Consider the following 8,221-nt stretch of genomic DNA (forward strand, 5'->3'; position numbering starts at 1 on the left):
CGTTAAATATCAACGGATGGATTCCCATGTCAGACAAGACAGAAAAGAAAGCCGGTGCGCTGCATTCTGAGCTGAGCATCGAACTGCATACCCAATATGCCATTAATACCTGGAGTGGGCGACCAGCCTCGGGTGGGAAGCCGTCACTCATCGGGATGCCGCTATTTTTTAGGCTCATTTCCCGGATTAATCGCGATTCACTGGCCGATAATCCGTGGGCGGATTTGGTCCTGGTGGAAGTGGAATCATTACTGGAGACGGCCAGCCAACAGCTCCAGAAATGGTTGAACGATATCGATGCCCTGATGGCGATGCTGCCTGCTAACGCTTCTGTTTCCGGGGGCACCTCCACCGCGCCGCTGAATATTGGCGTTCACAGCCATACCCCTTTGGGATACCGCTGCGTTTACCTCCTTGTTGGATTTGATCAGCTAATTTTGCGTGTCTTCCAGGCGCATCACTACGGTTTGATGTCACTGAAAGAGCGTAAAGCCTGGTTACATCGTGGTAGCCATCAAATTCGTCGTATCTTCTCTGTGGCCCTGCGTTACCGTTCTCATCCCGTTACCCGCCAGGATATTGCCTCAGATAACGACATTGCTCGGCAGTCTATTGAACAATTTGGGGAACTGGACAGGGCGATCCTGCTGGGAACCCGTCGTTCCCGCTTTTCTCCGCCAGTAAGCGCCGAAAGTATTAAGTCGCTAAATGCCGCATTCAAACGTCAGTCACGCAAAGAGAAAGCGGCAAAGCAGGAGGTGCAAGATGATCAGCAATAAGACTGTTTTTACCGGATTGTTCGTTCTGAGTACCTGCCTGAGTGGCTGTGTGAGTGTTGATAGTGTCAACAGTGCGATAAACCAGATGAGCAGCGGGATCTTCTCAGTCAGTTCCGTACCGGCACGCAGTGATCCGGTAGTGTTGTCGAGAGGCGTACCGCAGGCCAGCCACAAAATCGCGCAGGAATATCGTGTTCCCGTTGATGTTGATACGGCAGCGGCGCGGGTAAAACGCTACTACCGCTTCATCTCAGCGGAAGAAGTGGCGCAACTACTTAATAACGGTAAGCAAAGTGGGGGGTGGACTGCCGCTTCAGTAGCCGATGGGGCATGGGTATGGGATGGGCAACCCGGTAGTTACTACAAAATGGGGCGCGATTGGGGAAGTGAGAATACCAGCGACAGCGTTCAGGTCGAGCTGGAGAAAAACAGTTCCGGTAGCCGCATGTATATCACCTTTCGTTCCGGGCTGGCCTCTCATGCCACGGCGGCTTATACCCGCAAGCTGTTTGAGAATATGAAGAGCGTGGCGGAAGGGACGATCCGATGAAGCTCTTTCTCTGTGAAAAGCCCAGTCAGGGGCGCGATATTGCGGCCGTGCTGGGTGCGACAAAGAAAATGCCTGGTTATCAGACCGGAAACGGCGTGTGCGTCACCTGGGGTTTTGGTCACCTGCTGGAACAGGCCAGCCCGGATGCCTACGGTGAACAGTTCGGCGTTCCCTGGCGTACTGACGTATTACCGGTATTACCGACAACATGGCAAATGCGGGTTAAACCGGATGCGTCGGCTCAGTTCTCTGTCATTCAGAAATTGCTGAAACAGGCCGATACGGTAGTGATTGCCACTGATGCTGATCGGGAAGGAGAGGTGATTGCCCGTGAAATCCTCGACTACTGCCACTATCAGGGAAAAGTTGAGCGGTTGTGGCTCTCGGCACTGGATGAGGCCAGCGTCCGTGCCGCGTTGGCGGCGATAAAACCCGGAAGTGCGACGTTACCCTATTATTTAGCGGGTCTGGGCCGTGCCCGGGCTGACTGGCAGGTCGGCATGAAAATGACGCGGCTATATTCAGTCAAGGCCCGGGAGAATGGTTACGGTAACGTTTTATCCGTGGGGCGGGTGCAGACGCCGACGCTTAACCTGATCGTGGAACGCGATCGCGATATTGCGCAATTTGTCCCGAAACCTTACTGGAATGTTGTGGTGCAGCTGGCGGCGGGAGGGGTTGCATTTCAGGCGCAGTGGGTGCCAGCAGAGGCGTATTGTGATAAGGAAAAACGCTGTATCAACCCGACAGCGCCTCAGCAGGTGGTTCAGCTTTGTCAGAAAACCGGACAGGCGACGGTGGCAGAGGTTGAGACCAAAAGGGAAACCGAATCCGCTCCGCTGGCTTTTGATCTCGGTACGCTACAACAAGCCTGTTCCCGCCGTTTTGGCTATGGTGCCCAGCAGGTGCTGGATATTGCGCAAGCTTTGTATGAAACCCACAAAGCGACGACGTACCCCCGCACCGACTGTGGCTATCTGCCGACATCAATGCGTGGCGAGATTGGGCAGGTTATAGCAGCGATACAACAAAGCGATCCTCCTTTATCTGCAATCATCTCGCGGCTTGATGTGCAGCATGTTTCCCGCATCTGGAATGACAAAAAGATCACCGCGCACCACGGCATTATCCCGACAAAGCAGCCCTGCTCTCTGGCAAAAATGAGTGAGCAGGAATGCAACGTTTACCAGCTTATCCGGCAGCATTATCTGGCCCAGTTTCTGCCGAATCATGAAGTGGATACCACGCGGGTTTCGCTGCATTGTGGTGGGCAGTTATTTAAGGCCAGCGGTAAGATTGTGGTCGTTGCTGGCTGGAAGAGTCTGTTTGATAAAGATGCTGAAGAGGATACAGGCGATACCGGTGACAAGGCCCGGTTACCAGCAATGGCTAAAGGGAGCGTATGCCAGGTCACTGGTGCAGAAGCGAAGGCGCAGCAGACAAAACCACCGGAGCACTATACGGAAGGGACGCTAATTGCCGCGATGAAGAATGCGGCGCAGTTTGTCACCGATCTGCGCCTTAAAAAGATCCTCAAAGAGAACGCGGGGCTGGGAACGGAAGCGACCCGTGCTGGCGTAATTGAAACGCTTCTGAAGCGTGGATTTGTGGTGAAGAAAGGTAAGCATCTGCTGGTGACACCTATAGCCGGTGACCTGATTGATGTGTTACCGGGACAGCTCAAAGATCCGGGCATGACGGCGCTCTGGGAGCAATCGCTGGATGATATCGCGGAAGGCAGAATGTCGCTGGATGACTTTATGGCGAAACAGTCAGCTTGGACAATGCAACTGGTGACAAAAGGGCAGCAACAGACCGTTAAGATCACGTTACCACCTTCTCCGCCGTGTCCGGTTTGCGGTGGAACAACGCGTCAGCGCACGGGGAAATCAGGCTCATTCTGGGGATGTATCAATTATCCTGACTGCAACGGGATTGTGAATGTCGGGGCGAAGAAGTCCGCTCGTCGGCGGAAAATCCCAGCAAAGAAAAGTGTCTGACTGGCTTTATGTTTTTGGTTGGAAGCGTGGCGTGAATTTGCTATTTTGCTGATGGCTTTGAAGTATCCCGCGACTGCGGTAATCCGATTTTTCGTGCCTACAGGCGGAGGATTGGACAGTATAGCAACCCATTTTGTTACCTGGATGAGGTTGTAAGGCGTGACCCTCCGTGAAATTACACGTCGGCCAAAAAAGGCTCTGGCCCGGAGAAGTGACATTGACGATGAACCTATGGTACAGGTTCAGAGGCTCGATACCAGGATGGAATCGGGCCTTTTTTGTTAGGGATGATGTAATTTTATTGTGAGTAAATATTATGCCCCTTCAAACAAGAAATGTTTTTGTTGATACAGAGTTCTTTGTTAAGGCTGGTTTGGAATTTTCATCGCGCACTTTGCAATCTTTTGAGAATATATGTGGGAAAGGTGACTTAAATCATATAACGACTTCGATAGTTGAAAGGGAGGTAAAGGGAAAAATCAGGGATAGTATTCAAGAGTCGATAAAGAGTGTGGCCGGTTTTAGACGTAAAGCTAAAATCCTTGCAAATTCAAATAGACCTGAAATTCAAGCTTTATTTGTGGAACTCAATCAAGAAGAAATTATTGAGCATGCGTTAGAACTTTTCGATGATTTTTTAGCTGATGCTAATTCCACGATACTTGACCTGAGTCAAGTACCGGCAGATAGAATTATAGGGATGTATTTCGATTGCTTACCTCCATTTCAGGATGGAAAGAAAAAACATGAATTTCCGGATGCATTCACACTCTTGGCTTTGGAGTGTCATTTACAACCAGATGAGAGTATTTATATCGTATCTGAAGATACCGATTTGATCGAATTCTGTAAAACTAATCCACGATTTATATCGGTTGACAGTTTGAATAAAGTTCTTGATATCTATAACTCTCATGATGAAGAAAGGGCTAATTATATTAAGCAGTATATTGTAGATAATGTGGATGCAATAAAAAGTGAAATACAAGAGAGTATTGAGGATGCAGATGCGTATAACTTATCCAGTTGGGAAGATGCTGATGTCGATGAATTGACGGTCAATGATGTTCACGACTTTGAGTCATCCATTATACAAATTGATGACGAAAGTTGTGTTTTATCATTCAACGTAGAAGTTGATTACACTGTGTCTGTAACAGGACCAGATTATAATAATGGAATTTATGATAAAGAGGACGGTCGTACATATACTTTTAGAAGTACTAGCCGTGAAGAAACAGATTCTATTAATGTCTCTGTGGAAATCGAGTTATCACTTGAAATCGTTGATAACCAATTTGTGGTGCAGGAACGATATGTAAATGTTGGGGGATTAACAGGTGGAATTGAAGTTTGTGTTGAAGAAAATGGGTGCGACGATTATTAAAACATCCAATTAATCGGGTAAGTTTAGGCATAACTTTGACATGTAGTTGTGCCTTTTGTATTGACATCGATTCACTCTTTTCAAACAATGCCCACTCTTACCTCGTTGTCACCGACAACAGTCAATGTCCCGACAATCTGAGAGGGACGCCTTCGGGTGATTGCCAGCCAAAATCGTCGTGACCTGAGAGACGATGCCTTTGGGCGGTAACGTTGTTTAGCCTTTGAAAACAGCGGTCGCTTATGCGATGAAGGTACACTTCTCATCACAGCGGATTTTCTGCTATCTATGTAGTCACTCACCCTAAGGGAACACGCTTCCCGCAGGGGATCGGTTTTCCCTTTTTTACGTAAGGAATACACCGATGACTCATCGCTTATCTCTGGCATTTACGCCTGTTTCTATCACGCTCCCAGCCTGGGAAGACGCTATTGAAGTGTTTGATTTTTCCCAGTGGGAACGTCGGCAATTTGCGCTGATTAAAGCTGCGCAGGATGCCTGGAACCATCACTCAGATCCCGACATTAAGCAGGTGACATTTTCGCTGACGTTGTTTGTCCGTCTGGGAGGCGAAACTACCGAACGGACTCATAACTTTGTCGCCAGATACGTTGACGATGCACTGGTTGTAACCCTGGGAGAATGAGAGATGAAAATTCAGCCTGAACTGACTAATGACGAAGCGCTGGCATTGTCGCATCTGACTCAAAGTCTGACATGGAACACGATGCGTGATTTTGTCATGACTAACAGCGAATGCGATAAAATGCTTGATGCTGTCCAGAAATTAGAAAGAACGTTGACGGAACACGGCTTCAGGCACCAGTACGGCTGTCTCGCTTAAACTTTAGTTTGACCCTTGCGGGGATTGATTTCCCGTCAGGGAGCAATCCCTGCTTTTATTCACAGGGATATCAATATGACATCGAAATACCCTTATCTTCCGGTTGAGGATTATCGCAATACGACTGAGCGATTATTCCGTCAGGCGATTGTTCATTACAGTGCCTGCGTGGGGAATGATGAACAAGCTTCCTGGCGTAGCCAGTCTATTATGGCACTGGAAATCACAGCGGATATCAACTGCAAGCGTGCAACCGAACGTGACCTGCGGAATTTTCTTTCTGCCAGGAAGCGTTTGCAGGAACGCATTAACAGCGTGCTGGCTTCCGGGGAGGTATGTCATGGATAACGTAACGATGATTGACATGCAGCCCGTTCCCTTTGGCCTGGTTCTTCTGAAATATCTGCGAACTCCACGTCGAGTGGCTCCATTTTTAGCGTGGGCTAAGCGTCTGGGTGATGAATATAATGAAACCAATCGGTGGGAAGGCCGGGCGTTGTCAAACAACGGATTCTATCTTGTCCCAAACTCTCGTCTGACTTATGGGGTCAGCGTGGCCGGAAATGGCTATGAAGGCATCATGACGGCAGAGGCTTTTGGCATCACGCTGTCTTTGTTTGCCCTCGGGCAGATTGCGAATATGACGGAAGAGGATAGCGATATCCTGCTTTACCACGCTTTGCGCGATTACGCGTTGGATCACTCTGAATCGGTCGAAATTATGGCCGCGATAGACTGACTTTTTACTTTAACCCAAACGGGGATTGTTCCCCGTTCGGGAGCCATCCCCGTTTTTTTATTTATGGGAATGGCATATGACGAAGAAAACTACCAACCGCAAATCAGCCCTGCGGCAGGATTTGTTCCAGACCGTAACCGACAAGATTATTACGGCGCTGGAGAACGGGACGACGCCCTGGCGTAAAGCGTGGCAAACCGGAAAGGTGGGTTTGCCTGCTAATGCCATCACTGGCCGGAACTACAGCGGTATTAACGTAATGCTGTTATGGATCGATGCTGCCGATAAGGGATTTTATTCCAATCGCTGGCTGACGTTCAAACAGGCGCTGGATGCCGGTGGTAATGTCCGGAAAGGTGAACAGTCTACGCTTGTAACGCTGTTTAAACCGTTCCGGAAAGAGGCTACGGATGACAGCGGCCAGCCGGTGTTCGATGATAACGGCGAGGTGGTTATGCGGGATCGCTGTTTTATGACCAGTTTCCACCTCTTCAACGTAGAGCAGTGTGAAAACCTGCCCGATAAGCTTTACCCGGAAATACCGGTTTTGCCCGACGTGGAACGAATTGCCCGGGCAGAACAGATAGCAGCCTGTAGCGGCGTGTCTGTGATACATCGTCATCAGGATCGCGCGTATTACCACCCGGGTGTTGACCACATTATGATGCCGGAAGCTGCTCAGTTTGATTCGGCGGAAGACTACTACAGTACGCTGTTGCATGAACTGGTGCATTCCACCGGCCACGTTTCGCGACTGGCGCGTGAAGGCATTGTTTCTACCTCGCGGAAGTTCGGCGATCCGGTTTATGGATTTGAAGAGCTAATAGCGGAGATGGGAGCGGCCTTTCTGTGTGCTGAACTTGGCATTAACGGCGACTTGCAACATGAGAGCTATATTGCGTCGTGGCTGCAAACGCTGAAAGAAGACAATCGCGCTGTGTTTCGTGCCGCTCGCTACGCTCGGGAAGCGTTTGAATACCTGTTGCTGCGTGAGCAGGTACTAGTAGCGTAACTAACTTTTTACATGATCGCCTAGCCCCCCGACTTATACTTAGTGATGGGGGGCTAATATTTCTTTACGCTTATACGTTAGGAATAAAAACTAATGCTAATTTTAGCATCTAGTGATTTATTGCTTTGGTATAGGAACGATTGACCCAACCATATAGCTTTTGATCGCCGAAGGATAGTTGCACATATAACCATTTTCTATCACTTTTATCGATGACGATCACGGGGGTATATTTTTCCAACGTAACTAATGCGTCACCTTGCATTGATGGTGTGTCCCGTAGTCGGACATTTTCTCCAGTAATTATTCTTATGTATTTTAATGTACTAGTGTCAATTTCACTGGGTAACTGTCTTGTGAATTTTTTAACATGGGAGCTTGGTGATACTGTTTTGCTAACATATTGTTGTGCTTGCTCTATTAAATTCATTGCTATTTCTTTATTTTTATCTATGCCAACTGAATAAATGGTGGTTGCAAGATAAATTATGATAATTTGTAATAATAAAGGTAATTTCCTGAAACTCGTAGTAATAGGGCTTTCTTCGATATAATTTTTTAATTTTGTTAATGCGTCAGGTTCTTTTTCTTTTACTGCATGAATATTAGTTGCAATAACGGCTGCACCTTGAGGTGAGCGCGAAAATAGAATGGCAGCTTCCTGTAATGTTTGTATTTCAGTTAGATTTAATTTCTCTAACTGTTGAGTCACACGCGCAGTAAAATAATCTCCGGTAAATAACTCTCTTTGCTTTTCGAAGAGAGTGGCCACGCTAGAATTCCGCGTCAGTGCCTCAAATGCTTTGTTGACGGGGTTACTGGTAAGTAGCGAGTCATAATTTTTGCGGAAAGCATCCATGCCGGAGTTTAGCGTCAGCGCCTCGATAGCCTTACTGGTAGCAGCGGTACT

The 8,221-nt window shown here is 48.2% G+C and carries 10 protein-coding genes; 9 read left to right on the plus strand and 1 reads right to left on the minus strand.

Features of this window, described 5'->3' with window-relative positions:
* The first annotated feature begins 26 nt into the window (after positions 1-26).
* From BMX14_RS01395 to BMX14_RS01435, 9 genes are all read left to right on the plus strand, one after another.
* Positions 27-779, plus strand: a complete 753-nt coding sequence (locus tag BMX14_RS01395; protein ID WP_092671662.1) for a PFL_4669 family integrating conjugative element protein — start codon at positions 27-29, stop codon at positions 777-779.
* Positions 766-1,329 carry a hypothetical protein gene (locus BMX14_RS01400; protein ID WP_092671666.1) on the plus strand — a complete coding sequence of 188 codons (564 nt, stop codon included), beginning with the start codon at positions 766-768 and terminating at the stop codon, positions 1,327-1,329. Before BMX14_RS01395 ends, BMX14_RS01400 begins: the two co-directional genes overlap by 14 nt.
* Positions 1,326-3,329 carry a DNA topoisomerase III gene (locus BMX14_RS01405; protein WP_092671669.1) on the plus strand — a complete coding sequence of 668 codons (2,004 nt, stop codon included), beginning with the start codon at positions 1,326-1,328 and terminating at the stop codon, positions 3,327-3,329. Before BMX14_RS01400 ends, BMX14_RS01405 begins: the two co-directional genes overlap by 4 nt.
* Before the next feature lie 316 nt (positions 3,330-3,645).
* Positions 3,646-4,716 (plus strand): PIN domain-containing protein, encoded by a 1,071-nt coding sequence (locus tag BMX14_RS01410; protein ID WP_092671672.1) that lies wholly within the window; start codon positions 3,646-3,648, stop codon positions 4,714-4,716.
* Positions 4,717-5,080: 364 nt separating this feature from the next.
* Complete coding sequence (locus tag BMX14_RS01415) at positions 5,081-5,362, plus strand: hypothetical protein (RefSeq protein ID WP_092671675.1); 282 nt, start codon at positions 5,081-5,083, stop codon at positions 5,360-5,362.
* A gap of 3 nt (positions 5,363-5,365) precedes the next feature.
* The gene (locus tag BMX14_RS01420; protein ID WP_092671678.1) at positions 5,366-5,560 is read left to right on the plus strand and encodes a DUF7706 family protein; all 195 of its coding nucleotides are present in this window, start codon (positions 5,366-5,368) and stop codon (positions 5,558-5,560) included.
* 75 nt (positions 5,561-5,635) lie between these two features.
* Positions 5,636-5,908 carry a hypothetical protein gene (locus tag BMX14_RS01425; protein ID WP_230527218.1) on the plus strand — a complete coding sequence of 91 codons (273 nt, stop codon included), beginning with the start codon at positions 5,636-5,638 and terminating at the stop codon, positions 5,906-5,908.
* Positions 5,901-6,299 carry an antirestriction protein gene (locus tag BMX14_RS01430; RefSeq protein WP_092671681.1) on the plus strand — a complete coding sequence of 133 codons (399 nt, stop codon included), beginning with the start codon at positions 5,901-5,903 and terminating at the stop codon, positions 6,297-6,299. Before BMX14_RS01425 ends, BMX14_RS01430 begins: the two co-directional genes overlap by 8 nt.
* 76 nt (positions 6,300-6,375) lie before the next feature.
* Positions 6,376-7,311, plus strand: a complete 936-nt coding sequence (locus BMX14_RS01435; protein WP_092671684.1) for an ArdC family protein — start codon at positions 6,376-6,378, stop codon at positions 7,309-7,311.
* Between the two features lie 109 nt (positions 7,312-7,420).
* On the opposite strand, the gene BMX14_RS01440 is transcribed toward BMX14_RS01435, so the two are convergent.
* Positions 7,421-8,221, minus strand: an 801-nt coding sequence (locus BMX14_RS01440; RefSeq protein ID WP_143056376.1) for an SH3 domain-containing protein, incomplete at its 5' end; no start/stop codon positions are given.

The organism is Rosenbergiella nectarea, from assembly GCF_900111105.1.
Taxonomy (GTDB): Bacteria; Pseudomonadota; Gammaproteobacteria; order Enterobacterales; family Enterobacteriaceae; genus Rosenbergiella; species Rosenbergiella nectarea.

What these genes read in the sequence shown, in the direction of transcription:
- BMX14_RS01405 (WP_092671669.1), top strand. Translation starts at nt 1,326, where the DNA reads ATGAAGCTCTTTCTCTGTGAAAAGCCCAGTCAGGGGCGCGATATTGCG.
- BMX14_RS01395 (WP_092671662.1), top strand. Translation starts at nt 27, where the DNA reads ATGTCAGACAAGACAGAAAAGAAAGCCGGTGCGCTGCATTCTGAGCTG.
- BMX14_RS01435 (WP_092671684.1), top strand. Translation starts at nt 6,376, where the DNA reads ATGACGAAGAAAACTACCAACCGCAAATCAGCCCTGCGGCAGGATTTG.
- BMX14_RS01420 (WP_092671678.1), top strand. Translation starts at nt 5,366, where the DNA reads ATGAAAATTCAGCCTGAACTGACTAATGACGAAGCGCTGGCATTGTCG.
- BMX14_RS01430 (WP_092671681.1), top strand. Translation starts at nt 5,901, where the DNA reads ATGGATAACGTAACGATGATTGACATGCAGCCCGTTCCCTTTGGCCTG.
- BMX14_RS01410 (WP_092671672.1), top strand. Translation starts at nt 3,646, where the DNA reads ATGCCCCTTCAAACAAGAAATGTTTTTGTTGATACAGAGTTCTTTGTT.
- BMX14_RS01425 (WP_230527218.1), top strand. Translation starts at nt 5,636, where the DNA reads ATGACATCGAAATACCCTTATCTTCCGGTTGAGGATTATCGCAATACG.
- BMX14_RS01415 (WP_092671675.1), top strand. Translation starts at nt 5,081, where the DNA reads ATGACTCATCGCTTATCTCTGGCATTTACGCCTGTTTCTATCACGCTC.
- BMX14_RS01400 (WP_092671666.1), top strand. Translation starts at nt 766, where the DNA reads ATGATCAGCAATAAGACTGTTTTTACCGGATTGTTCGTTCTGAGTACC.